Below are 23,514 nucleotides of genomic sequence, written 5' to 3'. Positions count from 1 at the left end.
CCGCCGCCCGCGGCACTGCCAGTCGAGCCGGACGGTGGGAAACGGGACATGTCCCTCGGATGATGTCCCACTCCGCGGCCCCCACCGACCCGGCGAGCGAGTGCTCGATGACGAGTCGGCGCAAGTAACAGCGTTGGGGGACAGGAAGTTTCCTGACAGCGCGAGGACCTGAACTGTTACCGACCGGTATGTCGCGCCGATCCGGGCGGTTCCACCGGTGTGGCAGTGTCGTCGCGATGTGTTGATGGCAGAGCTCGGGTACACCTGCCGTCCCTCGGGAAGGAACACTGTCTGTGGAGGACGTCCATGTCTCCCGTCGGCTCGCGCCGCGGTCGTCGTACGCCGAGCAGGACGCTGGTTGCCCGGTGCAGGGGCACGTCTACGCGCCCGAGTTCGCCGCCGATCCGCACGGGAACTACCGCGCCATGCGCGAAAAGTACGGGGCGATAGCGCCGATCGAGCTGTCGCCGGACGTCCCGGCCAACCTGGTGCTCGGGTATCGCACCGCGGTGCGAATCCTCAACGACCCCGACAACTTTCCGGCCGATCCGCGGCCGTGGCAGGACAGCATTCCCGAGGACTGCCCGGTGCGGCCGATGATGCAGTGGTACCCGAACGCGCTGCGCAATTCCGGGCCGGTCCACGCTCGCTATCGGCAGGCCTACGTCGCCGCGATCGACTCCATCGACCACCACGCCCTGCACGCGACCGTGGAACAGATCGCGATCTCACTGATCAATTCGTTCTGTGCGGCGGGTTCGGCGGATGTGTTGACCCAGTACGCGTTTCCGCTGGTCTTCGAGACGCTCAACCGGGTGGTCGGGTGCACCCCGGAGCTGGGACAGCGGGTGGCCACCGGCATGGCCGCGCTGTTCGACACCGTGAACGCGGCCTGGGGCATGGAGCATCTGTCGGCGGCGCTGATCGAGCTGATCACCCTGCGCCGCGCGAACCCGGGCGACGACCTGACCTCGCGGCTGGCCCACCACAGCGCGGGTCTCGACGACGAGGAGATGCTCTACAACCTGATCAGTTTCTACGGCGCGGGTATCGAGCCGATGCAGAACCTCATCAGCAACGCGCTGCTGCTCATCCTGACCGACTCCCGATTCGGCGGCGGTGTGATCGCGGGCAGTCTGTCCACGCGCGACGCCCTCGACGAGGTGTTGTTCCTGGACCCGCCGATGGCGAACTTCTGCACCACCTATCCGCGGCAGCCGGTCATGATCGACGACGTGTGGCTGCCCGCCAACCAGCCGGTGGTGGTCAGCCTGTCCGCGTGCAACAACGACCCGTCGATCACCCAGGGCGACCGCAACGGCAACCGGTCCCACCTCGCCTGGGGCGCGGGCCCGCACGCCTGCCCCGCTCGCTCGGTCGCCTATCAGATCGCCCAGGACGCGCTGGACCAACTGCTCGACGTGCTGCCCGACCTGACCCTGGCCGTGCCCGTGGCGGAGATCGCCTGGCGGCCGGGACCTTTCCACCGCGCGATGACGACGCTGCCGATCGAATTCCCGCCGTCGGCGCCGCTGTTCGTCCCCTGAGCGGTCCGGCCACGCGGTAAGTTGCCCACCACGCGGCCGAAACAGGCTGCGGCACTATCGATCACGGGCCGCGGTCCCTGATATGAAGGAGAATGTCATGGAACCGATCGTGCTGGATACCACCGGTGCCGATATCCAAGGTGAGTCGGCGCGCATTCAGCAGCGCGGCCCGGTGACGCTGGTCGAGCTGCCCGGTGGGGTGCCCGCCTGGTCGGTCACCGACCAGGCCGTGCTTCGGAGCCTGCTCGCCGACCCCCGCGTATCGAAAGACCCCAGGCAGCACTGGATGTCGTTCATCAACGGCGAGATCACCGAGGCCTGGCCGCTGCTGCCGTGGGTGGCGGTGGACAACATGTTCACCGCCTACGGCGCCGATCACCGCAGGCTGCGCCGGTTGGTCTCCCCGGCGTTCAGCCACCGTCGCAGTACCGCGCTTCGCCCGCGCATCGCCGAGATCACCGAGAGCCTGCTCGACGCGCTGGCAGCCGTCCCTGCGGGCGAGCCGGTCGATCTGCGCAGCGGCTTCGCCTATCCGGTCCCCATCCGGGTCATCACCGAACTGGTCGGTGTACCGGACGGGCTGGGACCCGCGCTGCACAAGTGTGTGGACGGCTTCTTCGACGGTTCGTTCACCGCCGAGCAGGCGCAGGCCAACTACCTCGAAATGTACGGATTGATCGGCGAACTCGTCGCCTATCGGCGCGAGCACCCCGGTGACGACGTGACCAGCGTGCTGATCGCCACGCGCGACGACGACGATTCCCACCTGTCGGAGAAGGAACTCGTCGACACGTTGATGCTGGTCATCAACGCCGGCCACGAGACGACGGTCAACCTGCTCGATCAGGCGATCGTCGCGCTGCTCACCCATCCCGAGCAGCGCGCCGCGGTGGCCGATGGCCGGGTGTCGTGGGCCGACGTGGTGGAGGAGACCCTGCGCTACCAGGCCCCGGTGGCGCACCTGCCCCTGCGGTACGCGGTCGAGGACATCGACGTCGACGGCGGGCATCGGATCAGCAAGGGCGAAGCCATCCTGGCCTCCTACGCGGGTGCCAGCCGCGACCCGAAGGTCCACGGCGCCACCACCGCCGAGTTCGACCCGACCCGGGCCACCCGCGACCAGCATCTCGCCTTCGGCCACGGCGCACACCACTGCATCGGCGCGTCACTGGCCCGGCTCGAAGCGGCCGTCGCTTTGCCCGCGCTGTTCGATCGATTCCCGGGAATGCGCCTGGCCACGAGCCCGGCCGAGCTGGCGCCGATGCCCAGTTTCATCTCCAACGGGCACGCCGCTGTTCCGGTGTATCTGCACGCGGACTAGGTCGAAGGTCGCCGCTCCGCGTCGTCCTTCGGCGGCGGGGCGGAGTCGGGCATCACCATCGTCGTGGCGATCGACGGGTGCTCGGGGAGGCTCCGGTAGGCGCGGGCGGCAAGTCCCGCGCCGTCGGTCCGCGCGGAACGTTGAACAGCGCCCGGCGGCCTTGGTACCGTGAATCGGGGACCGCCGTTCGGGCCGGTGCACCGTGCGGCCGCCGCCCGAGCACGATCAAGGGGCGCAGTCGATGCCGGTATTCATCGTGGAGCGGCAATTCGCCGAACAGCTCGAGGTGGCCCCGGAGACCGCCGCGGAGATCAATCGGATCAACGACGAGTTCGGCGTGCGCTGGCTCAGTTCCTTCCTGTCGCTGGACAAACGCAAGACCTTCTGCCTCTACGAGGCCGACAACGTCGAGGCGATCCGCGCCGCCGCGGTCCGGGCGGGCATTCCCGCCGACGCCATCCTGGAACTGTCCGGTACCGTCACACCCGACGGCGCCTTCGCGCCGCTGTCGACCGCGGACGGGCCGGTCACCGGCTAGAGCAGTCCGTGTTCGGTGGCGAAGATCGCGGCCCTGGTGCGGTTCGGCGCGCCCGTCTTGATCAGGATGCTGCGCACATGGTTGGCGGCAGTGTTGGCGCTGATGAACAACCGCTCACCGATCTCGCGATTGGACAGACCGTCGGCGACCAGACGGAGCACATCCACCTCGCGGTCGGTCAGCCCGTTCGGGAGCGGGACGTGCTCGGAACGGGGAGCGGGATCGGCGTCCAGATCCCGCAGAATACGGCGGTGCCCGATCCGTCGCGCCAGGGCGCGGGCCTCGGTGGCGAGGTCGACGGCGGCCGGCCCCGACACGGCACCGGGGTGCCGGAGCCGGTGCCTGCACCAGGCAGCCAGGGTCTCGGCCTGATGGGTCACCGCGCCCATCCGGCGGTCCATCGCGAGCGCCCGCTCGAAGTGCCGATCGGCGCCGGGCGCGTCGAGCACGGAGTCCAGCTCGCCCAGATAGCGATCAGCGCTGCCGAAAACCGCGACGCTCGCGCCCGCCATCAGATTGGCGCCGGCGTACTCGGCCAGCAACGGGCGCAGCGTCGCCGCGACCGCGGTGTCGTCGAGCCGGACCGCCGCCTCGGCGGCGAACGCCAGCACCCCCGCCCATTGCGCCCCGAAGCGGTGATCGCCGAGCCGGTCGCACAGACAGGTCAGCACGCGCGCGGCCGCCTCCCACATCTCCAGTTCCGTGTACAGGGCCAGCAAGCCAGGCAACCAGTGATCGTCGAAGCTCTCGTGCCCGGAGATGAGCGGACGAATCTGTTCCAGGCCGCCGGTGACCCGTCGGAGCATGAACTGTTGCACGCCCCATGACCCCTCGGTCGCGCCGCCGAACTCGTGGGCGAACTGGTCGTCGAGCCAGTCGCTGATCCGCTCGGTGCCCGCGAAGTCCCCGACGGCGAACCGGTGCGCGCAGCGCGAGCATCCCGCGACGTACCGGAAGAACGGCTGTCCGCGGGCCAGCGCCAACTCGGTCAGATCGCGTTGGGCACCGCTCCACGCCGCCTCGTCGCCGAGAAGGTAGGCGAACACCGCGCGGTGGAAGGCGGCGGGCCCCCGGTAGTCGTCGTCACCGAGGCGCGCACCGATCGCGTTGAGCTCGACCGCCCGCGCCAGCAGCTCGGGCGCCAGGTCCGGGCGCAGGCCTTGCCACAGCGTCGTGCACAGGGCATGCGCGGTCAGCTCCGGGTCGTCGATGGTCCTGGCCCGCGTCAACGCGTCCTCGCCGATCCGGCGAGCCCGCCGGAAATCGCCGGTGAACGACGCGGCCCGTCCCATGCTCGCGCGGGCGCGGACCGACAGCGGATCGTCGTGGTCCAGCGCCGCGGCATGCAATGCCTCGCTCAGCAGCGTCAGCGAGCGCTCCCCGCTCGCGGAGGGCCGCCACGACGCGTCCTCGTGTCCGATCGCGGCCGTCAGCCGGACACGCGGGTCCCCATCCGTGGCCAGCTCTTCGTAGAGCCGACGGGCGGTCGGGAAGTCACCACCGTGCAGGTGACAGCGCGCCGCCGCCGAGAGGAGTTCGACCCGGGTCGGTCCTCGCGCGACGCGCACCTGCGCCGCGCGCTCGTACAGCACGGCCGCCTCGCGATGGGCGATCCCGCGCTCGGCCTGGCGGGCGGCGAGTACCAAGTAGTGCACGGCCTTGTCCGCGTGTCCCAGGGCGCGCGCCCGGAAGTAGTGATGGGCCAACGCGGCCACCCGCGTCGGGTCCCGCTTCTCGACGGCCACGGCGACCCGCGCGTGCGCGGCCGCCAGGTCGCCGGCCGACATCCGGTCGAGCACGGCCTGACGAGCCAGGGCATGCGCGAACCGATAGTCGCCGTCTGCCGCACCCGCGACGAGCAGGCCCGCGCGCACGCCGAAGTCGATCCCCGCGAGGACCTCGGTTGAATCGAGTCCGTCGGACAGGGCCTCGGGGTCGACGATGTCGCCGGCGACCGCGGCCAGCTCGATCACGCGTGCGTGGCGCACATCGAAGGCCGCCAGCCTGCGAGCGAGTGCATCCTGGACCGAACGTGGGGCGGCGACGCCGGAACGGACCGCGGTCAGACCGCCACGGCCGGCCAGATCGTGCCAGTACTCCTGGAGGAAGAACGGGTTCCCGCCGGTGTGGTCACGCAGCACCGGCGCTGCCGATCTCGCCGACGCGCGGGACACCCCGGCGGCGCGAACGAGATACTCGGCCACGTCGTCGGTGCTCAGGCCGACGAGGTCGATCCGGGCGACACCGTCGAGACGATGCAGATCGGCCAGCGCGAAGCTGACCGCGTCGGTGCGATCCGGGGCGGTCGTGCGGAGGGTCGCCAACACGAGTAGCCGCTCACCGGCCGTGGACTCGACCAGATGAGACAGCATCGCCAGCGTCGGTTCCGAAGCCCACTGCAAATCCTCGAGGACGATGACCAGGGGGCGGCGCTCGATGGTCGCCAGCAGTACCCGCAGGAGCGCGTCGAACAGCACGGGCCGGGAGTCTCGGTCGCCCGGGTTCGGTTCGGCCGACGGCCAGTACCGCGACACGCTGGTGGTCAGGCGCAGCAGCGGGGCGGCCGCCGCGGGCGCGATAGTCCGCAGGATTTCCGGCGGGGTCTGTTCGATCGCCTGCTCGAGAATCGCGACGAAGGGCCGGTACGGAATGTCGAGGTCTTCCCGACACGCACCCCACAGCACCGTGGCACCGTGCGCGCGCAGCGCCGCGGCCGCCTCGCTCACCAGCCGGGTCTTGCCGACGCCGGGCTCGCCGCCTACGAAGACGACCTGTCGCCGATCGTCCTCGACCGCGGCCCAGACGGCCTCGAGCCGCGCGACTTCCGCGCGGCGGCCGACGAAGGCCGTGCCACTTCTCGGCGGAGCCGATTCCGTCACTTCTCGACCATAGCCGGATTCGACGACCACGGAGATAGTCCGATCTGACCCCCTCGCGGCGACGCCGATTCGATCAGATCAGGTCAGGCGCACCGGGCGGGCGCTCCGTAGCGTCACAGGTAACGCCGACCGAGGAGCACGCCATGGCAACGCCGATCGAGGACCTGCCCATCGAGGTCGCCCAGGGCGAGTTGGTGACCCGGTACATCGAGTGGGGCGACATGGCGATCCGGCACGCCAGCGTGCCGGCCGGGACCGATTTCGGCCCCGTCCTGCACGGTCTTCCCGACGACCGGTGCCCCTGCCCGCACTGGGGAATCGTGCTGGCCGGGTCGTTGCGGCTCGAGCACGCCGACGGCACGGTGGAGACGGCGAACGCCGGAGAGGTCTATTACTGGCCGGCCGGGCACACCGCCACCTCCGCTGGGGGAGCCGTCTTCCTCGAGGTCGGCCCGGTGGCGCAGATGCGCCAGTTCCACGACCACGTACTGCGCGGCTGATCGCCGCACCGGCTCGACTCGACCTCCAGGAGCAGACATGAACGGCACGCCGGCACTGACCATGCTCGAAGCGGTTCGCGGTGAGGTGATCACGGCGCAGTCGCCCGGCTACGACCGGGCGCGCTCGGTCTACAACGGGATGATCGACCGCACGCCTCTCGCGATCGTCGGCGCCGTCGACGTCGCCGACGTGCGCACCACGGTCGACGCCGCCCGGGAGAGCGGACTCGACCTGGCCGTTCGCGCCGGCGGCCACAGTGTCCCCGGTTTCGGCACCGTCGACGACGGCATCGTCGTGGACCTCTCCGCGATGAAGGGCATCCGCGTCGATCCCGAGCGGCGGATCGCCCGGGTACAGGCCGGCTGCACCTGGGGCGACTTCGACCACGCCGCGCACACCTTCGGCCTCGCCACCACCGGCGGGATCATCTCGACCACCGGCGTGGCCGGTCTGACCCTCGGCGGCGGAATCGGGTACCTCGCCCGTGCCTACGGTCTGTCCATCGACAACCTCCGATCCGCCGACGTGGTCCTGGCCGACGGCACCTTCGTGACGGCGAACGCGACCGAGCACCCCGACCTGTTCTGGGCACTGCGCGGCGGCGGCGGCAACTTCGGAGTGGTGACGGAATTGGAGTTCGACCTGCATCCCGTGGACACCATCTACGGCGGACCCATGTTCTTCGAGCTCGACGCCGCCGAGAAGCTGTTGCGGACCTACCGTGACTGGATCGCCGCGGCACCGCGCGCGATGGGCGCCTTCCCCGCATTCCAGATCGCCCCGCCGCTGCCCTTCATCCCCGAAGACCGGGTCGGTGAGCCCTTCATGCTCGTGGTCTCGTGCTTCAACGGCAGCGACGAGGAGGGCGAAGCACTGCTCGCGGACCTTCGAGCGGTCGCGACGCCGGTCGCCGAGCACGTGGGCCGGATGCCCTATCCGGCGCTCAACAGCGCCTTCGACGCGCTGCTTCCCGCCGGACTACAGCACTACTGGAAGGCGGCGTTCCAGCCCGAGCTCACCGACGGCGCCATCGCCGCCCATCTCGCTTTCGGTCCCCGGGTCCCCGCCATGCAGTCCACCATGCACCTCTACCCGATCGATGGCGCCGTGCACGACGTCGCGGTGGACGCCACCGCGTTCGCCTACCGAAACGTGAACTTCGCTCCCGTCGTCGCCGGTATGTGGCCGGACCCGATCGACAACGAATCCAATACCGAGTGGGTGCGCGACTACCACGCCGCGCTCGAACCGCACACCGCCGACGGCGGCTACATCAACTTCATGGCCTCCGACGACCAGAGCCGCATCCGCGCCAACTACGGCCCGAACTACGACCGTTTGGCGGCGGTCAAGAAGGCCTACGACCCGGCCAACCTGTTCCATCTCAATCAGAACATCGCCCCGGCCGCATAACGCGATCACCGGGCCCGCGAGGGCTGCGGCCGGGCCTGCCGGCACCCGGCTCGGACCGCGGTGATGGGCATTCCGCGTATCCGATCTAGAACACGTTCTACACTCCGGCCATGGACCTTGTCGCGATCGAGGAGATCAAGCGTCTCAAGCACCGGTACTTCCGCACACTCGACCTGAAACTGTGGGACGAGTTCGCGGACTGTCTCGCCGAGGACATCTCCGCGCGCTATGGCACCCAGGCCATGGCCGAGCCGCTGCATTTCGACAGCCGGGCCCGTGTCGTGGCGTTCATGGAGCAGAACCTCGGGCCCGGGATCGTCACGGTCCACATCGCCAACCATCCCGAGATCGACGTCGACGGTGATACCGCGCGGGGTTCCTGGGCGTTCGAGGACACCGTCCTGGTGCCGGACGCGAAGGTCCAGATCCGCGGCGGCGGATACTATTCCGACACCTATCGTCGCGACCCGGACGGTGCGTGGCGGATCGCCTCGACACGCTACGAGCGCATCTACGAGGCATCGACCTCGCTGGCGGACCTCCCGAGCTTCACGATGCTCGCCAACCGGTGGGACCCTTCGCTCGAGCACTGACCACCCGTGGTGGGCAGACCGTCGGTCGATCGCGTCAGCGCTGTTCGGTGAGCGCCCGGCGCGACTCCTCGTGCAGGATCGCGAGGAGTTCCTCCTCCAGCGCGACGAACTCGGGCGCGGTGATCATGGACAGTCCGCGCGGGCGCGGCAGGTCGATGCGCAGTTCGTGGCGCACGGTGGCCGGGCGGGCCGACAGCACGATCACGCGGTCCGACAGATAGACCGCCTCACGGACATCGTGGGTGATCATCAAGACCATCCAGCGGTAGCGCTGCCAGACCTCCTGCAGCCACGACTGCATCTCGGTGCGGGTCAGGGAGTCGAGTGCCCCGAAGGGTTCGTCGAGCAGCAGCAGTTCGCGCTCCTGGACGACAGTCCGCAGCAGCGCGGCCCGCTGCCGCATCCCACCCGACAGCTGGGACGGGCGGGCGTCCTCGAAGCCGGACAGCCCGAAGACCGGGAACAGCGCGCGGGCCCGGCGCCGCGCCTCCGCTTTCGGGACGCCCTGGACACGTAAACCGAGGATGGTGTTGTCCAGCACCGATCGCCAGGGGAACAGCAGGTCCTTCTGCGGCATGTAGGCGCAGTGCGACGCGGTGTCCTCGCCGTCGGCCGCGCGGAAGCCGACGCTGCCGGAGTCGGGGGATTCGAGTCCGGCCAGCATGTTGAACACGGTGCTCTTGCCGCACCCGCTCGGTCCGATGACGGTGACGAACTCGCCCGATCGGACGGTGAACGACACCCCGCCCAGCACCGCGAGGTCCGGGCTGCGCCGACCGGGTTGCGGGAACGACTTGGTGAGACTGTCGACGACGATGCGGTCGCGCTCGGCGTCAGTCACGTCGGCTCCTGTTCTGCGCGCGCGACCACGGCGCGACGAGGCGTTCGATCGCGAAGGTCGACAGGTAGAGCGCGATGCTCAGCAGCGCCGTGACCAGCACCGCCGCCAGCACCAGGTCGGTGCGGAACGAATTCTTCTGCAGGCTCATATAGATGCCGAGACCGGCACTCGCGCCGACGTACTCGGCGAACACCGCGCCGACGACGGCATAGGTGATCCCGATCCGCAGCGCCGTGAAGAACCGTGGCAGGGCGGACGGTAGTCGCACATACCGGAACTCCTGCCACCGGGAGGCGCCCATGCTCCGTAGCAGCGCGCCCGCGTCGCGGTCGGCCGCGGCGAATCCCTCGATCAGGCCGATGGCCATCGGGAAGAAGGTGACCAGCGCGACCACCAGGATCTTCGGCAGGAGACCGAACCCGAACCAGATGATCATCAACGGTGCGATCGCCACGATCGGCACGGTCTGCGACGCGACGAACAGCGGCACCAGCGCCCGCCGCAGCCACGGCGAGAAGTCGACGATCACCGCCAGCACCCACGCCAGCGTCAGCGACACCGCGAACCCGGCCAACGTCACCTGCAACGTCGCGGCGGCGTGGGACAGGATCTCGTCCCGGTGCGCCCACCCCTGCTGGACCACCCGCAGCGGCGACGGCAGCACCTGCGGTCGGACACCGCTGCTGGTGACGTAGACCTGCCAGCCGGCGACGAGCGCCGCCACCGTGACGAACGACGGTATCGCCCACCGGATCCCGGCCCAGCGCGCCGTCCCGCCGTCGTCGCCGGTGGGGGCCGGCGACGACGCGGCTACGGGCAGCTCACCGGTCGGCGAGGTACTCATCGGTGAAATAGGTCGACCAGTCGGGTTCGGTGGTCAGCGGCTTGCCATCGGGGCCGGTCAGCAGGCCGCTCCGGTACAGGAAGCCGGAATTGGCCGACCACTGCTCCACCGTCTGGGTGCCCACCGTGCCCTGGGCATCCTTCATGAACTGTTCGGCCAGCATGCGCTGGCTCTCGAAGACCAGCTTCTCGTCGGTGAACGCGCCCGGGTTGGCGGTGATGAGATCCTGCGCCGCCGCGTCCGGGTTGTCCGCGGCGAACTGGTAGCCGCGTTGCAGCGCCTGCACGAATTTCGCGGCGCGGTCCGGGTTCTGGGCCAGCCAGCCCTCGTTGGCATCGATCACGATCGCGTAGGAATCCGGGAAACCGAAGTCGGTGTAGCGGAAGTATCGCATCGGGGTGCCGTGGTGTTCGGCCTCGATCCCTTCCCACGCCAGGTACGAGACAGTGAAGTCCGCCTTGCCGGAGTAGACCGCTTCGTAGGCCGACGAACCCAGCACCACCGAGGTGAAATCGCCGCGGCCACCGTCGTTGCGGATGACCTGCTGCAGCGCCTCCCGCTCGCCCGGGTCGCCGAAGCCGGCGTAGGTCTTGCCGTCGAGATCCTTCGGGCTCGCGAGGTCGGCGCGATCGGCGCGCACCCCGATGCCCGTCGCCCAGTGCTGCAGCGGGGCGAGCACCGACTTGACCTGCGCGCCCGACGCGCGGGCGAAGGTCGACGAATTGTGGGTACTGATCCCGAATTCCGCGTTGCCGGCGTCGATCATCGTATCGACCGAGGTGTTGTTGTACGGCAGGACCTGCACATCCAGGCCGGCGTCGGCGAAATAGCCGCGCTGCAACGCGACGTAGAGCCCGGCGTGGTTGGTGTTGGGCGTCCAGTCCAGCGCGAACCGAATCGTCTGATCGGAGCCGCCGCCCGAACCGCAGGCGGTCAGCAGCGACAGCGCCGCGACGGTGGTGGCCATGACCGCGAACGCGCGGCGAAGACGCCCGCTCATGCGGCAGGCCAGGGCTGCGGATGCAGGGCGGTGTCCCAGAACATCAACTCGTAGCGCACGGCGAGGACGAACGCCTTCTCCATCGCCGCGCGCTCCTGCTCGCTCGCCGAGTCGGCGGCGGCGTCGACCAGCGAGCGGGCCGTGGCCGCGGACTGCTGGAACTCCGCCGCGCCGTAGGTGCTGACCCACTGGGCGTACGGATGGGCGGGATCGGTCGCGATCACCTTCGCGGCGCTCTCGGCCAAGCCGCGGCCCACGTCGGCGTAGATCCAGAAGCAGGGCAGCGCGGCCGCCGCGGCGACGGCGTAGGACTCGGTCGCGGCCGCGGCGATCAGGAAGGACACGTAGGCGAGGCAGGTCTGCGAATGCTCCGCGTCGCCCTGCCGCGGGGGCAGCGCTCCACCGGTGAGCATCTGATCGTGCATGGCCGACTCGACCGCGGCCGCGTTGGCGGACGAGGTCGCCCAGAACGCCGCGGTCCGCGGGTCCGGTGACTTGGCGGCCAGGATCGCCAGCGCCTTCGAATACCCGGTCAGATACAGCGAATCCTGCTCGATGTAGGTGCGGAACACCTCGAGCGGCAACGTGCCCTCGCCGAGGTGGCGCAGGAATTCCAGCTCGTCGATCGCGCTGCGCAGGACCTTGGTCCGGTCCCAGAGGTGATCGGTGAACAAGCCGGTATTTGTGGTGTGGGCGCGCAACACCGTGACATCCCTTCGTCAGCATTACCTGAACAGGTTCAGCGGGTCTGTTCTCAGCCTCGCGGTCGCGAGACACCCCGTGTCGGAACTCGACCGACACTAGCAGCGACCACCGACACGCGGACGCCGCCCGGGTGCGCGCGCAGCCCCGCTCACGGTGGTAAGTGTTCGGCCGCGGATCGGCACCCAGTAACTTGGCTGCCAAGGAAGCCGTCTTCCGCACCCGTCGGACCCGCCGAACGAAGAGAGCTGAGCAATGTCGACCTCTACCGCGCGTGCACACATCGGTGTCACCGGCCTGGCCGTGATGGGCAGCAACATCGCCCGCAACTTCGCCAAGCACGGCTACACCGTCGCGCTGCACAACCGTTCCGTGGCCAAGACCGACGCGCTGCTCGCCGAGCACGGCGACGACGGCGACTTCGTCCGCACCGAGACCGTCGAGGAGTTCGTCGCGGCGCTGGAGAAGCCGCGGCGGGTGCTGATCATGGTCAAGGCAGGCGAGGCGACCGACACCGTCATCGAGGAACTGGCCGCCGTGATGGAGCCGGGCGACATCATCATCGACGGCGGCAACGCCCTCTACACCGACACCATCCGCCGCGAGGCCGCCCTGCGCGAGCGGGGCCTGAACTTCGTCGGTGCGGGCATCTCGGGCGGCGAGGAAGGCGCGCTCAACGGTCCCGCGATCATGCCGGGCGGACCGAAGGAGTCCTACGAGTCGCTCGGCCCGCTGCTGGAGTCGATCGCGGCCCAGGTCGACGGCACCCCGTGCTGCACCCACATCGGCCCCGACGGTTCCGGGCACTTCGTCAAGATGGTGCACAACGGCATCGAATACGCCGACATGCAGCTGATCGGCGAGGCCTACCACCTGTTCCGGGACGCGCTCGGCTTCGACGCCGGGCAGATCGCGCAAGTGTTCACGCAGTGGAACTCCGGCGACCTGGAGAGCTACCTGGTCGAGATCACCGCCGAGGTGCTCGCCCAGGTCGACGCCAAGACCGGCAAGCCGCTGGTCGACGTCATCGTCGACGCCGCCGAGCAGAAGGGCACCGGCCGCTGGACGGTCAAGTCCGCGCTCGATCTCGGCGTGCCGGTGACCGGCATCGCCGAGGCGGTCTTCGCCAGAGCGCTGTCCGGTTCCCGGGCCCAGCGCAAAGCCGCGGTGGGCCTGGCGTCGGGCACCCTGGCCGACAAGCCCACCGATGTCGAGCAGTTCACCGAAGACATCCGGCAGGCGCTGTACGCCTCGAAGGTCGTCGCGTACGCGCAGGGCTTCGACCAGATCGCCGCGGGCAGCGCCGAATACGGCTGGGATCTGCACCCCGGTGATCTGGCGACCATCTGGCGCGGCGGCTGCATCATCCGGGCCCGGTTCCTGAACCGGATCAAGGACGCCTACGAGCAGGACCCCGCCCTGCCGAGCCTGATCCTGGCGCCCTACTTCCGCGAGGCCATCGAGACCGCGATCGACAGCTGGCGGCGCGTGGTGTCCACCGCCACCCTGCTCGGAATCCCCGTCCCGGCGTTCGCGTCCTCGCTGTCCTACTACGACGCCCTGCGCGCCGAGCGTCTTCCGGCCGCCCTGACCCAGGGCCAGCGCGACTTCTTCGGCGCCCACACCTACGAGCGCATCGACGCCGACGGCAAGTTCCACACGCTGTGGAGCGGTGACCGCAGCGAGGTGGCCGCGGACTGAGCGCCCGCTACTGACAGTTCCGCTCGTCGGAGCCGTCGCCACAGTCGTCGTCACCGTCGCACAGCCATTGTTTCTGAACGCATCTGTCGTTGTCGCAGGTGAATTCGTTCGGCTCACACAGGTGCTTACCGCTGTGACATTCGCTGCGGGCTCCGCCCGGACCGAATGCGAACGACATCAGCGTCTCGGCGTCGACGGTGGCGGCGACTTCGGCCACGGCCGGCGCGGACAGCAGCGCCAGCGTTGTCATGGTCGCTCCGAGAGCTGTCGCGAGGACGGTAAAGACACGCATTCGAGCGACCTCCTGCTGAGATTCGTTCTCCGTGTAAGAACTTCGGTCTCCAGCGAACAGTCGAGCGTCGATTCCCTGTCGAGGATCGCACGCCGGACCACCGAATTCGGGGAAGCGGATGGCACAACCCGGATCGCAGGTCGTCGGTCCCGATCCCGCTCGGCCGGCGCGAAGGTGGTGGCGACCGCTCGCGCTGAGACAAGCACCCCGTTGTGCGAAACGGGGTTTTATGGCTTCTGACAGGGCGCAATAACGTCGAATACGTGGAGTGGAATTTTCAGTCGGCCGAAGAGTTCTCAACTGCCCTGCGTGCCGGTTCGGTGAGCTCGGCAGAACTCACCGAGGCGGCGATCGCCCGTATCGAGCGTGAGGACCGGGCGATCAACGCGATCTGTGTACCGGACTTCGACCGCGCGCGGGCCGCCGCACATCGTGCCGATCAGGCGCGTGCCCGCGGCGAGGATCGGCCGCTGCTCGGCATCCCGATGACGGTCAAGGAGTCCTACGACGTCGCCGGGCTACCCACGACCTGGGGTATGCCGCAGCACGCGAACTATGTCCCGACCGAGAACGCGGTCCAGGTAGCGCGGCTCGAGGCCGCGGGCGCGGTCGTGCTCGGCAAGTCCAATGTGCCGCTGGGCCTGCAAGATATCCAGAGCTTCAACGAGATCTACGGCACCACCACCAACCCGTGGGATCACGAGCGCACCTCGGGTGGATCCTCGGGCGGCTCGGCGGCGGCCCTGGCGTGTGGGTTCGGCGCGCTGTCCCTCGGTTCCGACCTGGCCGGTTCGCTGCGTACTCCCGCGCATTTCTGCGGTGTCTACGCGCACAAGCCGACAGTCGGGCTGGCGCCGACGCGCGGCATGGTCGCCCCGGACGCGCCCGCCCTGCCGATCGATCTGGACCTCGCGGTCGTCGGTCCGATGGCGCGCACCGCCCGCGACCTGGGCCTGCTGCTCGACGTCATGGCCGGACCGGACCCGCTCACACACGGCCGGGCCTACGACGTGACGCTGCCGCCCGCGCGTCACGAGCGGCTGGCCGACTTCCGGGTCCTGGTCGTCGAGGACCATCCGCTCATACCCACCGGCGCCGCCGTGCGGGCGGGGGTGAACCGGGTGGCCGACGCGCTGATCGACGGCGGCGCCCGCGTCGAACGGCACAGTCCGCTGCTGCCCGACCTGACCGAAGCCGGGACGCTCTACACACAGTTGCTGTTCTCGGGCTCGGTGGCACGATTTCCCGTCGACGCCTACGAGCAGCTGCAAACCCGCGCCGCCGAACTCCACGCCGACGACCGGAGTCTCGACGCCGCGCGGCTGCGCGCCATGGTGTTCACCCACCGCGACTGGCTCGCGGTGACCAACCGTCGCGAGCTGCATCGCCACGGCTGGCGTCAGCTGTTCGCCGCGTTCGACGCGGTGGTGTGCCCGATCACGCCGACTCCCGCGTTCCCGCACGATCACAACCCTGATCTGCTGGAACGCCGGATCGACATCGACGGCGGCGCGTACCCGTACTTCGACCAGCTCGTCTGGGCCGGTCTGGCCACGATGCCCGGCCTGCCCGCGACCGCCATCCCGACGGGTCTGTCCACCGCAGGACTGCCGGTGGGCGTGCAACTCATCGGACCGATGTTCGAAGACCGCACCCCGTTGCGGCTGGCCGAACTGCTCGAGCAGAAGATCGGCGGCTTCCGGCCGCCGAGGTAGCCCGCCGCACCGGGTCACCGATGAGTTCTCGCCGCCGGACACGTCACTATCGGCATGACGACACACAGGCTCGCTACTCCCGGCGCAACGCTCACCTACGACGTCCACGGGCCGCTCCCGACCACCGACGGACGGCCGCCGCTGCTCATGATCGGCCTCCCGATGGACGCGAGTGGCTTCACCGCGCTCGCGTCGCGTTTCCCCGATCGCACGGTCGTCACCTACGACCCGCGCGGGCTCGGTCGCAGTGTCCGCACCGACGGCCTGGTCGACAACGTCCCCGCCGTGCACGCCGAGGACGTCCACGCCGTCATCGAGGCGCTCGGCGCGGGCCCGGTCGAGATCTTCGCCAGCAGCGGCGGGGCCATCGTCGCGTTCGCGCTGGTGAGCGCGCACCCCGACGACGTGACCACCCTGGTCGCACACGAACCGCCGTTGCTGTCCGCGCTGCCCGATGCCGCCGCGGCCGAGCGGGCCGCGGCGGGGTATCGCGAGGCCTACGCCGCGAAAGGCTTCGGCACGGGCATGGCGGCTTTCATCGCGATGACCTCCTGGCAGGGCGAATTCACCGACGACTACTTCGCCGCGCCCGCCGCGGATCCCACGTTGTTCGGCCTGCCGGCCGAAGACGACGGCGCCCGCGACCACCCGCTGCTCTCGGAGCGATCCCGCCCGGTCCTCGACTTCCGCGCCGACCTCCCCGCGCTCACCGCGGCGCCGACCCGGATCGTGCTCGGCTACGGCGAGGAGTCGACGGGCACGGTCACCGAGCGCACCTCGACGGCGATCGCCGATCGACTCGGCAGCCGACCGGTCGTCTTCCCGAGCCACCACGGCGGCTTCACCGGTGCGGAGTCCGGTTATCCGGGGCAGCCGGAGGCTTTCGCTCGTACCCTCCACGGAGTCCTCGACAGCATCCGGTGATCCAGTGTGTCCCGACGTCGCCGCCACGCCGGGCGAAGCTCACCACGGGTGTCGAGTTCCCCGCGATCGGTTCGGAAGCGCGACGTCGGGTATGCGCGAGGTGACGCCGCTGGATTCGGCGGCGTCGCCGACGGCCGATAGAGGAGGTCGAATTGGATATCGAACGAGGCAACACCAAGCATGGACCCGCTCACGACGCGGAGTTGGCCGACGAACTGGACAAGGCTCTCCGAGGCACGGGACGGGTCGAGGACTGGCGTGAACCGGAACCGCTCTCCGGCGACGACACCGAGAGCGACATCGGATCCGACTACCGCAACCGTGCGTTCCCCGCCCCCACTGCTTCGCCGCGGCCTCGCGCGAGCACGCCGACGAAGGCGGACGGCGACGAGCGCAAGAAGGCACCGCTGATCGATCTCCGCGGGCTCACCGACCTGCCGAACGCCGTCGTGTCCGCCGCGTTCCAGACCGCGGCGCGGGTGCGGCACGCGCGGGTGTTCCACCCGCGGGGAATCCGCCTGGCCGGGCGATTCCGGCCGACGCAGCAATACGAACAGTGGTTCGGGGCCGGTGATCGGGCGGTCATCGCCCGACTGTCGAAGGGACTGGGTAGTCCGGTCGGGGTGCCCGACGTGCTCGGGTTGGCGTTTCGGGTGCTCGATCGCGACGATCACCCGTGGGATTTCGCGCTGGCGACCACGGGCCGCGGCACCCTCGGCCGATTCGTCTTCACACCGGCGCGCGGCTGGTCGACGGCCTGTTTCGGCTCGCTGTTGCCGTACCGGTTCGCCGACGCCTCACCGGCGTGGTTGTTCGCCGAGCCGCTCGACCCCGAGGCGCTGCCGAACACCGCGTCGTTGCAGGCGGTGGGCGACTACCTCGACAGCCAGGTGATGCGCTACACCCTCACCGCCGACGGGCTGGGCGGCCCCGCCGAGACGATCGGTGAGCTGGACCTGCGCCGCGCCGAACCGGGGGAGCACCGCACGGACTTCTTCGACCCCGTCCTCAACCATCCCGCCGAGGTGGCGTTGGTCCCGAACATGGTCAACCGGATCCGCGAGAGCGCCTATACCGGCAGCCGGCGCGGCCGCGATGACGAGGGACCGCGGCCCGGCTGAGGCGAACGTGGCCGCGGCCCCACAACGGCTACAGCGCGCGTCGGGTCCGGCCCCGATCCGCGATGCGGAATTCGACGGTGACCGGGATGGCGGCGAGGTCGAGCGCGGTGCGCAGGCGCGGCACGGCGTGGCCGAGGATGCGCCTGCGCAGGGCGGGCAGGTCGGCGGCGGGATCGGTGTCGATGAGCAGATGCAGGTCGGGGGCCGTCGCGCTACCCGCGAGACGTGCTGTCGCGGAACGGACTCCCTCGTAGGTCGCCACATCGGCGGCCACCGCGTCGGCGGCGGTGCCGGAGCCGAGAATCGTGCCGCCGTGCCCGGCGGTGTCGCCGAGCTGCCACACGGCACGCTTGGGCAGCCGGGTGAACTGGGCAGCCAGCCAGCGCAGCGAGATCAGTGCGAGCACCACCGCGCCGGCGATCACGAGGTAGAAGACGATGCTGGGCGGCTCTTCGGTGCCGGGAACCAGCGGGGTCGCGGGGGAGACCCGGAAGGCACCGAAGTGCGCCGCGATCAGCAGTCCGCCCGCCGTGGCGAGCACGATGCCGAGCAGTGCGAGCACACCGCGGTTCAGCCGGGCCGGCCGGTTGGCGGTGGTCATCGCGCACCCCCGGGGCCGATGGTGCGCAGGCTGGTGCGCAAGCGGGGGACCTCGGCCGGCTTGATCCGGTCGAGCCGCTCCGCGACCGCCACCCCGACGTCCTGGGCGGTCTGCTCGGCCGTGTGGTGGGTATGGCCCGACACCTGGATCTTCTTGCGACGCAGTCGGACCCGGGATCTGTCCAGGCCGTCCACCCCGCCGGTGGCGTCGGCGAGCGCGTTGCGCAGGCTGCGGCGGGCGATGCCGGCGTCGATGCCGTCCCCGGCTTCGAGCGCCAGCACCACCGGCTTGCCCGGCAGCGCCGCTACCGCCAGCAGGGCCAGGCCGAGTACCGCGACGACGATGCCGACGCCGAGCACCCATCCGCTACCCCACGCCGTCTGGTGCAGCCGGGTGGCGATGCTGTCGTAGGAGACCCATTCCCGTGTCCCGGTGAGCCGCTGGACCAGCGACACCACCACGAGCACCGCGACGGCGCACAGCGCCAGCGCGGCGACGACGGCCGGGACGACCCGGCGTGGGCGGCGTGTCATCGGACTCTCCTCTCGGGCGGTTCCGGCACCATGGCCGAGACCTCGATGTCGACTCGTGGCACGGTGAGCCCGGTCAGCTCCTCGGTCCTGGTGATCAGATGCGCGCGGCACTGCTCGGTCACGCCGCGCACCGACAGCGGATAGCGGATGGGGAGCCGGACGCGCAGGGTCGCGCCGGTCCCGACAACCTGCGCGCTCACCTGCACCTCGGGCCCGACTCCGGTCACCTCGGCGGCGGCCCGCTCGGCGATGCGGCGTACCGCGCGCTCGCCGATCGTGGTCGTGCCGGGGAGCGGGGCGGCGGCGCTGGTCACCGCCTGCCCTGATCCTGCGCCGAGCGCAACAGCCCGGACAGGTCGACCTCGCCGTCGAGCCAGCGCCCGATCAGCAGGCCGAGGCCACCGAAGATCAGCACGACAGCGAACGCGCCCAAGCCACCGAAGGCGGCGGCGAATCCGAGGGACAGACCCATGACGAGGCAGATCGTGGTGGCGTTCATGTCACTGCACCCGGTCGCGGCTCGGCGCCTGCTGCTCGGCGGAGTCGTCCTCGATGTAGACATCGTTGACGTTGATGTTGACCTCGACGACCTCGAGCCCGGTCATCTGCTCGATGGCCGTGATCACGTTGCGGCGCACCGCGATCGCCAGTTCCGCGATGGCGACGCCGTATTCGACGACGAGCTCCAGGTCGACGGCGGCCTGCTTCTCACCCACTTCGACCGAGACACCCTGGCCGATGCTCGAGGACGCGCCCGGAATGCGGTCGCGCAGTGCGCCGATCGCGCGAGCGGTGCCGCCGCCGAGGTCGTGGACGCCCCTGACCTCCCGCGCCGCCAGACCCGCGATCTTCTGGACGACGGCGTCGGCGATCGTGGTGGTGCCCTGATCGGTCACCAGGGCGCTCGGGCGGTTCGACCCGTCCCGGCCGGTCCCGGCCTTCTCCACGGCCTTGGCGTTCTCGGTGGTCGTGCTGGACATGATGCCTCCCGATTGTCTTGTGTTCCAAGGGTTGACGAACTGTCATAGGTAGGACACCGCCGTCGGGCGATCGTCACGGGCCCGATGAGTGATCTGGATCGCTGTCGGCGGCGAAGGCGTCGACGTCGAGATCCACGACGTGCACGCGCAATCCGGCGCCGGCCCATCTGGTCCCGGCCAGGACCGGCCGCACGGCCGAGTCCAGCTTCTCGAGCAGGGGCGCCAGCGGCAGCGTGGTGGCGACGACCCGGATCTCGACCGTCTCCTCGCCCAGGTCGACGGCGGCTCTGCCCGCGTTCCACGGCAGCCAGCGGCTGTTCTGCAGACCCATCGGGACCGCGGGGTGGGCGCCGTCGATGGCGTCGATCGCCGCGATGATCCGGTCGGTCAGGTCCTCGTCGCCGCTCACGGCCGCCCCGGTTCGATGTCGAGCACGTACACCCGCACCGAGTCGACCTCGGCGCCGGTGGATTCGGTGACGGCCTCGGCCACGGCCCGCTGCACGGCGCCGCCGACCTCGACGACGTTGCCCGATGCCGAGAGCGCCAGATCGATCTGGATGTCGAGCAGGCCACCGGCGCGGCGCACCCTGACTCCGGCCGACGCGGCCGGTTCGCGGCCGATCCACAACTGCCGCCCGGAGCGGGCGAGATGCCCGACCAGTCCGAGGACGCCCGGTTCGAGCCTGGCAACCCCCGGCACCTGCGCCGCCGCTCGGGCGGCCACGCCGGCGATCACCGCGTCCCCGACGACCAGCTCGGTCGCGGGGGCCGGGCCCGTCACCTGTCCTCCTCGTAGAGGTCGACCACAGTGATGTCGAGCCTGCCGAGCCGTACCCCGACCCGCGCGGTGGTCGCGGCCCGCGCGCGTTCGCGCACCGCGGCGACCAGCGTGTCGATGGCGTGGGCGCCGTTGCGGACGGCGATGGTCATCTCGACCGTGATCTCCTGTTCGCCGTCGGGTCCGGGTTCGCTGCTGCGCACCCGGCAGCCGCGGGCACGCACGCCGTCGACGGTGTCGGCGGCGAATCGCAGCACGGTGGCCACGGCCTGCTCGCTGACCTGGACGGCGCCGGGGTGGGGCGTGTCGACGGACAGGGTGCGGCCGCGGCGCACATCGGCCCGCACAGCGGACATGATCCGGCCGAACAGGTCGGGCGGCGGCGGGTCGGGTTCGTCGATGAGCTCCCTGGTGGCGTTGCGCAGGGTGAGCAGGCTCTCCCTGGCCCCGGCGCAGTGCGGGCACGAGGCCTCGTGCTGATCGGCGTCCGGCGCGTCGAGCCGATCCCAGACCTGCTCCAGGCCGCGTCCGCAGGGGAGCAGGTAGTCGTTGTCGGTCTGGTTGGTCACCGCCATGGCTTCATCACCTCTGCCAGTTGGGCTCGGGCACGTGCGATCCGCCCGCGCACCGCTGTGCTGTTGGCGCCGACGATCTCGGCGATCTCGTCATAGGACCGGCCGTGGACCTCGCGCAGCAGCCAGCACGCGCGCTGCTCCGGCGTCAGCTGCTGCAGCGCGTCGGTGAGCGCGGCCATCTGGCTGTTCACCTCCGTGGCGTGCTCGGGCCTGGTGTCGGTGCGGGTCGAGGCCGTCGTGTCGGGGTCGACATCGGCGGGGACCCGCCGTGCGCGCAGGACGTTGAGGCACCGGTTGGTCGTCATCCGGTACAGCCAGCCCGCGAAGGCCGCGTCGTCCTGTAGTCGGGTGATCGTGCGCCAGGCTTTGAGGAACACCTCCTGGGTCACGTCCTCGGCCTCGGCCCGGTCGGCCAGCATCTTGGCGGCCAACCGGAACATCGGTCCCTGGTAGCGCAGCACCAGCTGCTCGTATGCCCGGACATCGCCGTCACGCGCTCGCCCGGCCAGGGTCGCGTCGTCCAGCTCTGTCTCGGGTGCGGGCGACGTCGTGGTCACACCGGCACCTCCTCCGCTGCTCCTGTGATGGACACCGATGCGCAGGAATTCGTCACGGCAAACTATCAGTGATCGTCGTCTCACTCCGGCTGCCGACGAGTTCCGGGGGTGTCGCGGTCACCGGCCCTCGCACCGGTGCACGAGCGGCGGTTTCCCGGGCGGATCCGCGGGTAGGCGCGGAAGAGAACGTCGTTCCCGGACCCAGGAGGTGTATGTCATGCCCCAGCAGACGTGGAGTGCGAAACGCGAACGGCAGTACAAGGACATCAAGAAGTCCGAGCGTGACCGTGGTCGCAGTGAGAAGCGCGCCGAGGAGATCGCCGCGGCGACGGTCAACAAGACGCGATCCCGGCACGGCGAGACCAAGGGCTCGGGCGGCAAGTCCGCCTCGGGGGCGTCGTCCAAGCGCGGCGGCCAGCGGGCCCAGGGGAGTGGGAAGACCCGCGATCAGCTCTACGAGGAAGCCCGCCGCCGCAATATCGACGGCCGCTCGAAGATGAACAAACAGGAACTGGCCCACGCCCTCGGTCGCGCCTGACCCGCTGCGAAAGGTTCGCCATGCAGATCGGATTCAAACTGGCGGCCGAGGCCTTCGACCCGAACGAACTGGTGCGCCAGGCCGTTCGGGCCGAAGCGGTGGGCTTCGACTTCGTCGAGATGAGTGACCATTTCCATCCGTGGCTCGACAACCAGAACCACTCACCGTTCGCGTGGACCGTGCTGGGCACGATCGCGGCACGCACCGAACGGATCGGCCTGGCCACCGGCGTGACCTGCCCGATGATCCGCTATCACCCCGCGATCATCGCCCAGGCCGCCGCGACGACCGCGCTGCTCTCCGACGGGCGGTTCACCCTCGGCATCGGTTCGGGCGAACGGCTCAACGAGCACATCGTCGGCGGGGACTTCCCGCCGGTGCGGGTGCGGCATCGAATGCTGCGCGAGGCGCTCGAGATCATCCGGTTGCTGTGGCGGGGTGGCTATCGCAGCTACGACGGGCGATATCTGTCGCTGTCGGACGCCCGGGTGTTCGATCTGCCCGAGACCCCACCGGAGATCGCCGTGGCCGCCGGAGGTCCGCGCGCGGCCGAACTCGCCGCCGAGCTCGGCGACGGGCTGTTCGCCACCGAACCGAAGCCCGAGCTGGTACGGGCCTATCGGCAGGCGGGCGGTGACGGGCCGCGCTACCTCGAGGTGGGCGTCGCCTTCGCCGACGACGAGCGCGCGGGCGCGCAGGCCGCGCTGTCGACCAACCGGTGGTCGGTCGGCGGCTGGAAAGTGATGAGCGAGCTGCCCAACCCGGCCAACTTCGCCGCCGCCACGACCACCGTGCGCCTGGACGACATGCTCGATGCCATGGTGTGCGGCAGCGACCCGAAACCCTATGTCGACGCGGTGCGCGACGCCGTCGAGGCCGGCTACGACCGGGTGGTGTTGATGAACGCCGGACCCGACATGGACGCGTTCCTCGATTTCTACCAGGGCGAACTGAACGATCTGCTGCGCGCGGAGGTCTGAGGGAGGCGGGGATGGCGATGCCGATCGGCCCGGCCGAG

Annotated in this window: 27 protein-coding genes and 1 riboswitch; of the genes, 12 read left to right on the top strand and 15 right to left on the bottom strand. The window is 70.0% G+C overall.

The genetic code is table 11. From position 1 onward, the window contains the following. Nucleotides 1-365 precede the first annotated feature (365 nt). From ACIO52_RS20785 to ACIO52_RS20775, 3 genes are all read left to right on the top strand, one after another. Nucleotides 366-1,547: a cytochrome P450 gene (locus ACIO52_RS20785; RefSeq protein ID WP_402645945.1), complete on the top strand. Its 1,182-nt coding sequence runs from the start codon at nucleotides 366-368 to the stop codon at nucleotides 1,545-1,547. Nucleotides 1,548-1,644: 97 nt separating this feature from the next. Beyond that, nucleotides 1,645-2,868, top strand: coding sequence for a cytochrome P450 (locus tag ACIO52_RS20780; RefSeq protein ID WP_402645919.1), 1,224 nt, complete (start codon nucleotides 1,645-1,647; stop codon nucleotides 2,866-2,868). Nucleotides 2,869-3,109: 241 nt separating this feature from the next. Continuing rightward, nucleotides 3,110-3,406 carry a DUF4242 domain-containing protein gene (locus ACIO52_RS20775; RefSeq protein WP_218718117.1) on the top strand — a complete coding sequence of 99 codons (297 nt, stop codon included), beginning with the start codon at nucleotides 3,110-3,112 and terminating at the stop codon, nucleotides 3,404-3,406. Here ACIO52_RS20775 and ACIO52_RS20770 read toward each other — a convergent pair. Next, nucleotides 3,403-6,285, bottom strand: coding sequence for an ATP-binding protein (locus tag ACIO52_RS20770; protein ID WP_402645915.1), 2,883 nt, complete (start codon nucleotides 6,283-6,285; stop codon nucleotides 3,403-3,405). The genes ACIO52_RS20775 and ACIO52_RS20770 overlap by 4 nt on opposite strands. 143 nt (nucleotides 6,286-6,428) lie before the next feature. Here ACIO52_RS20770 and ACIO52_RS20765 point away from each other — a divergent pair, with 143 nt between their 5' ends. The 3 genes from ACIO52_RS20765 to ACIO52_RS20755 all read left to right on the top strand — a co-directional run bounded on the left by ACIO52_RS20765 (nucleotide 6,429) and on the right by ACIO52_RS20755 (nucleotide 8,792). Then, nucleotides 6,429-6,785 carry a hypothetical protein gene (locus tag ACIO52_RS20765; RefSeq protein WP_218718115.1) on the top strand — a complete coding sequence of 119 codons (357 nt, stop codon included), beginning with the start codon at nucleotides 6,429-6,431 and terminating at the stop codon, nucleotides 6,783-6,785. A 37-nt stretch (nucleotides 6,786-6,822) separates the two neighbouring features. Further along, nucleotides 6,823-8,199, top strand: a complete 1,377-nt coding sequence (locus ACIO52_RS20760) for an FAD-binding oxidoreductase (protein ID WP_402645912.1) — start codon at nucleotides 6,823-6,825, stop codon at nucleotides 8,197-8,199. Between the two features lie 110 nt (nucleotides 8,200-8,309). Further along, on the top strand, nucleotides 8,310-8,792 hold the full coding sequence (locus ACIO52_RS20755) for a nuclear transport factor 2 family protein (RefSeq protein WP_218718114.1): 483 nt from the start codon (nucleotides 8,310-8,312) through the stop codon (nucleotides 8,790-8,792). A gap of 34 nt (nucleotides 8,793-8,826) precedes the next feature. On the opposite strand, the gene ACIO52_RS20750 is transcribed toward ACIO52_RS20755, so the two are convergent. The 4 genes from ACIO52_RS20750 to ACIO52_RS20735 all read right to left on the bottom strand — a co-directional run bounded on the left by ACIO52_RS20750 (nucleotide 8,827) and on the right by ACIO52_RS20735 (nucleotide 12,181). Further along, nucleotides 8,827-9,633 carry an ABC transporter ATP-binding protein gene (locus tag ACIO52_RS20750; protein WP_218718113.1) on the bottom strand — a complete coding sequence of 269 codons (807 nt, stop codon included), beginning with the start codon at nucleotides 9,631-9,633 and terminating at the stop codon, nucleotides 8,827-8,829. Next, nucleotides 9,626-10,477, bottom strand: a complete 852-nt coding sequence (locus tag ACIO52_RS20745; RefSeq protein WP_218718112.1) for an ABC transporter permease — start codon at nucleotides 10,475-10,477, stop codon at nucleotides 9,626-9,628. The genes ACIO52_RS20750 and ACIO52_RS20745 overlap by 8 nt, the downstream gene beginning before the upstream one ends. Then, nucleotides 10,455-11,477: an ABC transporter substrate-binding protein gene (locus ACIO52_RS20740; RefSeq protein WP_342800456.1), complete on the bottom strand. Its 1,023-nt coding sequence runs from the start codon at nucleotides 11,475-11,477 to the stop codon at nucleotides 10,455-10,457. The genes ACIO52_RS20745 and ACIO52_RS20740 overlap by 23 nt, the downstream gene beginning before the upstream one ends. Then, nucleotides 11,474-12,181 carry a TenA family protein gene (locus tag ACIO52_RS20735; protein WP_402645907.1) on the bottom strand — a complete coding sequence of 236 codons (708 nt, stop codon included), beginning with the start codon at nucleotides 12,179-12,181 and terminating at the stop codon, nucleotides 11,474-11,476. Before ACIO52_RS20735 ends, ACIO52_RS20740 begins: the two co-directional genes overlap by 4 nt. Beyond that, nucleotides 12,172-12,268, bottom strand: a riboswitch (TPP riboswitch). It overlaps the preceding gene by 10 nt. Nucleotides 12,269-12,434: 166 nt before the next feature. Between ACIO52_RS20735 and gndA the strand changes: the two genes are divergently transcribed. Further along, nucleotides 12,435-13,880, top strand: a complete 1,446-nt coding sequence (gene gndA / locus ACIO52_RS20730) for an NADP-dependent phosphogluconate dehydrogenase (protein ID WP_218718109.1) — start codon at nucleotides 12,435-12,437, stop codon at nucleotides 13,878-13,880. A gap of 7 nt (nucleotides 13,881-13,887) precedes the next feature. Here gndA and ACIO52_RS20725 read toward each other — a convergent pair whose 3' ends face one another. Further along, nucleotides 13,888-14,130, bottom strand: a complete 243-nt coding sequence (locus tag ACIO52_RS20725) for a hypothetical protein (protein ID WP_218718108.1) — start codon at nucleotides 14,128-14,130, stop codon at nucleotides 13,888-13,890. Nucleotides 14,131-14,435: 305 nt separating this feature from the next. Between ACIO52_RS20725 and ACIO52_RS20720 the strand changes: the two genes are divergently transcribed. The 3 genes from ACIO52_RS20720 (at nucleotide 14,436) to ACIO52_RS20710 (ending at nucleotide 17,932) form a co-directional block, all read left to right on the top strand. Next, a complete protein-coding gene (locus ACIO52_RS20720; RefSeq protein ID WP_402645903.1) occupies nucleotides 14,436-15,887 on the top strand; it encodes an amidase in 1,452 nt (483 codons plus the stop codon). A gap of 54 nt (nucleotides 15,888-15,941) precedes the next feature. Continuing rightward, nucleotides 15,942-16,811, top strand: a complete 870-nt coding sequence (locus ACIO52_RS20715) for an alpha/beta fold hydrolase (RefSeq protein WP_402645900.1) — start codon at nucleotides 15,942-15,944, stop codon at nucleotides 16,809-16,811. A 152-nt stretch (nucleotides 16,812-16,963) separates the two neighbouring features. Continuing rightward, a complete protein-coding gene (locus tag ACIO52_RS20710) occupies nucleotides 16,964-17,932 on the top strand; it encodes a hypothetical protein (RefSeq protein ID WP_255587604.1) in 969 nt (322 codons plus the stop codon). A 28-nt stretch (nucleotides 17,933-17,960) separates the two neighbouring features. Here the strand turns inward: ACIO52_RS20710 and ACIO52_RS20705 are convergent, their stop codons facing one another. From ACIO52_RS20705 to ACIO52_RS20665, 9 genes are all read right to left on the bottom strand, one after another. Next, entirely contained in the window at nucleotides 17,961-18,533 is a 573-nt protein-coding gene (locus tag ACIO52_RS20705; RefSeq protein WP_218718105.1) for an alkaline shock response membrane anchor protein AmaP, read from the bottom strand. Then, nucleotides 18,530-19,066, bottom strand: coding sequence for a DUF6286 domain-containing protein (locus tag ACIO52_RS20700; RefSeq protein WP_218718104.1), 537 nt, complete (start codon nucleotides 19,064-19,066; stop codon nucleotides 18,530-18,532). Before ACIO52_RS20700 ends, ACIO52_RS20705 begins: the two co-directional genes overlap by 4 nt. Then, the gene (locus ACIO52_RS20695; RefSeq protein ID WP_402645896.1) at nucleotides 19,063-19,380 is read right to left on the bottom strand and encodes an Asp23/Gls24 family envelope stress response protein; all 318 of its coding nucleotides are present in this window, start codon (nucleotides 19,378-19,380) and stop codon (nucleotides 19,063-19,065) included. Before ACIO52_RS20695 ends, ACIO52_RS20700 begins: the two co-directional genes overlap by 4 nt. After that, nucleotides 19,377-19,565 (bottom strand): hypothetical protein, encoded by a 189-nt coding sequence (locus ACIO52_RS20690; RefSeq protein ID WP_402645893.1) that lies wholly within the window; start codon nucleotides 19,563-19,565, stop codon nucleotides 19,377-19,379. The genes ACIO52_RS20695 and ACIO52_RS20690 overlap by 4 nt, the downstream gene beginning before the upstream one ends. A gap of 1 nt (nucleotide 19,566) precedes the next feature. Further along, nucleotides 19,567-20,046: an Asp23/Gls24 family envelope stress response protein gene (locus tag ACIO52_RS20685; RefSeq protein ID WP_316574987.1), complete on the bottom strand. Its 480-nt coding sequence runs from the start codon at nucleotides 20,044-20,046 to the stop codon at nucleotides 19,567-19,569. 73 nt (nucleotides 20,047-20,119) lie between these two features. Continuing rightward, complete coding sequence (locus tag ACIO52_RS20680; RefSeq protein ID WP_316574986.1) at nucleotides 20,120-20,455, bottom strand: hypothetical protein; 336 nt, start codon at nucleotides 20,453-20,455, stop codon at nucleotides 20,120-20,122. Then, nucleotides 20,452-20,829 (bottom strand): Asp23/Gls24 family envelope stress response protein, encoded by a 378-nt coding sequence (locus tag ACIO52_RS20675; protein WP_218718100.1) that lies wholly within the window; start codon nucleotides 20,827-20,829, stop codon nucleotides 20,452-20,454. Before ACIO52_RS20675 ends, ACIO52_RS20680 begins: the two co-directional genes overlap by 4 nt. Further along, nucleotides 20,826-21,401 (bottom strand): Asp23/Gls24 family envelope stress response protein, encoded by a 576-nt coding sequence (locus tag ACIO52_RS20670; RefSeq protein ID WP_316574985.1) that lies wholly within the window; start codon nucleotides 21,399-21,401, stop codon nucleotides 20,826-20,828. The genes ACIO52_RS20675 and ACIO52_RS20670 overlap by 4 nt, the downstream gene beginning before the upstream one ends. After that, entirely contained in the window at nucleotides 21,392-21,958 is a 567-nt protein-coding gene (locus ACIO52_RS20665; RefSeq protein WP_218718098.1) for an RNA polymerase sigma factor, read from the bottom strand. The genes ACIO52_RS20670 and ACIO52_RS20665 overlap by 10 nt, the downstream gene beginning before the upstream one ends. 217 nt (nucleotides 21,959-22,175) lie before the next feature. Between ACIO52_RS20665 and ACIO52_RS20660 the strand changes: the two genes are divergently transcribed. After that, nucleotides 22,176-22,496, top strand: coding sequence for a plasmid stabilization protein (locus ACIO52_RS20660; protein ID WP_218718097.1), 321 nt, complete (start codon nucleotides 22,176-22,178; stop codon nucleotides 22,494-22,496). A gap of 20 nt (nucleotides 22,497-22,516) precedes the next feature. Beyond that, complete coding sequence (locus ACIO52_RS20655; protein WP_402645888.1) at nucleotides 22,517-23,476, top strand: TIGR03557 family F420-dependent LLM class oxidoreductase; 960 nt, start codon at nucleotides 22,517-22,519, stop codon at nucleotides 23,474-23,476. The last annotated feature ends 38 nt before the right edge of the window (nucleotides 23,477-23,514 follow it).

The organism is Nocardia sp. NPDC087230 (assembly GCF_044744725.1).
In the GTDB taxonomy this organism is placed as follows: Bacteria; Actinomycetota; Actinomycetes; order Mycobacteriales; family Mycobacteriaceae; genus Nocardia; species Nocardia canadensis.
Note: the sequence above shows the minus strand (reverse complement) of the source record. Positions and strands in the feature narration are given on the sequence as shown.

Excerpts from the sequence above, each read along its gene's own strand:
- ACIO52_RS20780 (WP_402645919.1), top strand. The coding sequence starts at position 1,645 with ATGGAACCGATCGTGCTGGATACCACCGGTGCCGATATCCAAGGTGAG.
- ACIO52_RS20775 (WP_218718117.1), top strand. The coding sequence starts at position 3,110 with ATGCCGGTATTCATCGTGGAGCGGCAATTCGCCGAACAGCTCGAGGTG.
- ACIO52_RS20765 (WP_218718115.1), top strand. The coding sequence starts at position 6,429 with ATGGCAACGCCGATCGAGGACCTGCCCATCGAGGTCGCCCAGGGCGAG.
- ACIO52_RS20760 (WP_402645912.1), top strand. The coding sequence starts at position 6,823 with ATGAACGGCACGCCGGCACTGACCATGCTCGAAGCGGTTCGCGGTGAG.
- ACIO52_RS20755 (WP_218718114.1), top strand. The coding sequence starts at position 8,310 with ATGGACCTTGTCGCGATCGAGGAGATCAAGCGTCTCAAGCACCGGTAC.
- ACIO52_RS20745 (WP_218718112.1), bottom strand. The coding sequence starts at position 10,477 with ATGAGTACCTCGCCGACCGGTGAGCTGCCCGTAGCCGCGTCGTCGCCG.
- ACIO52_RS20740 (WP_342800456.1), bottom strand. The coding sequence starts at position 11,477 with ATGAGCGGGCGTCTTCGCCGCGCGTTCGCGGTCATGGCCACCACCGTC.
- gndA (WP_218718109.1), top strand. The coding sequence starts at position 12,435 with ATGTCGACCTCTACCGCGCGTGCACACATCGGTGTCACCGGCCTGGCC.
- ACIO52_RS20725 (WP_218718108.1), bottom strand. The coding sequence starts at position 14,130 with ATGACAACGCTGGCGCTGCTGTCCGCGCCGGCCGTGGCCGAAGTCGCC.
- ACIO52_RS20715 (WP_402645900.1), top strand. The coding sequence starts at position 15,942 with ATGACGACACACAGGCTCGCTACTCCCGGCGCAACGCTCACCTACGAC.
- ACIO52_RS20705 (WP_218718105.1), bottom strand. The coding sequence starts at position 18,533 with ATGACCACCGCCAACCGGCCGGCCCGGCTGAACCGCGGTGTGCTCGCA.
- ACIO52_RS20700 (WP_218718104.1), bottom strand. The coding sequence starts at position 19,066 with ATGACACGCCGCCCACGCCGGGTCGTCCCGGCCGTCGTCGCCGCGCTG.
- ACIO52_RS20690 (WP_402645893.1), bottom strand. The coding sequence starts at position 19,565 with ATGAACGCCACCACGATCTGCCTCGTCATGGGTCTGTCCCTCGGATTC.
- ACIO52_RS20685 (WP_316574987.1), bottom strand. The coding sequence starts at position 20,046 with ATGTCCAGCACGACCACCGAGAACGCCAAGGCCGTGGAGAAGGCCGGG.
- ACIO52_RS20670 (WP_316574985.1), bottom strand. The coding sequence starts at position 21,401 with ATGGCGGTGACCAACCAGACCGACAACGACTACCTGCTCCCCTGCGGA.
- ACIO52_RS20660 (WP_218718097.1), top strand. The coding sequence starts at position 22,176 with ATGCCCCAGCAGACGTGGAGTGCGAAACGCGAACGGCAGTACAAGGAC.
- ACIO52_RS20655 (WP_402645888.1), top strand. The coding sequence starts at position 22,517 with ATGCAGATCGGATTCAAACTGGCGGCCGAGGCCTTCGACCCGAACGAA.